This is a genomic window from Bartonella capreoli (assembly GCF_902813205.1).
In the GTDB taxonomy this organism is placed as follows: Bacteria; Pseudomonadota; Alphaproteobacteria; order Rhizobiales; family Rhizobiaceae; genus Bartonella; species Bartonella schoenbuchensis.
Genome location: NZ_CADDZX010000227.1, coordinates 1 through 445, shown reverse-complemented (window position 1 = coordinate 445; position 445 = coordinate 1). Strand labels below are relative to the sequence as shown.

General features: G+C 41.6%; 1 pseudogene. It reads left to right on the top strand.

What is annotated here, in order from left to right:
* Positions 1-445, top strand: a pseudogene (locus J7R05_RS08175) (lytic transglycosylase domain-containing protein); the annotation flags it as partial.

Sequence of the window (445 nt, the reverse complement as noted above, 5' to 3'; positions counted from 1 at the left end):
CACACACGTAATCCTTCAAAAATTTTCTCGTCATCCCCCCTTAACAGCACAAGGTATGGCTCTATTCGCTAAAGCACTTATTGCAACTGGACAAATCGCCCGCGCTCGACAGATCATTGCACCATGGTGGCATAAAGCAAAGCTCAATGCAAAAGAAGAAGAACTTATTCTTAAAAATGCAAGTACTACCTTAAAACCTATCGATCATTTGAAACGCATGCAATTCATGCTTTATGCTCATCACTTCGATTCAGCTGAACGCGTTGCAAAATTAGCCCATGCTCAATCTCTTTTTAACGCTTTTGTGGCCGTTGAAAATAATGATCCTAGAGTCATGCAAAAATTACGTGCTGTGGAGCGATCATGGCAAAAAGATCCTCTCTTACAATTCGCTCAAATTCGCCATCTTAGACGAACTGGACAATATGATGCAGCTGCAACACTC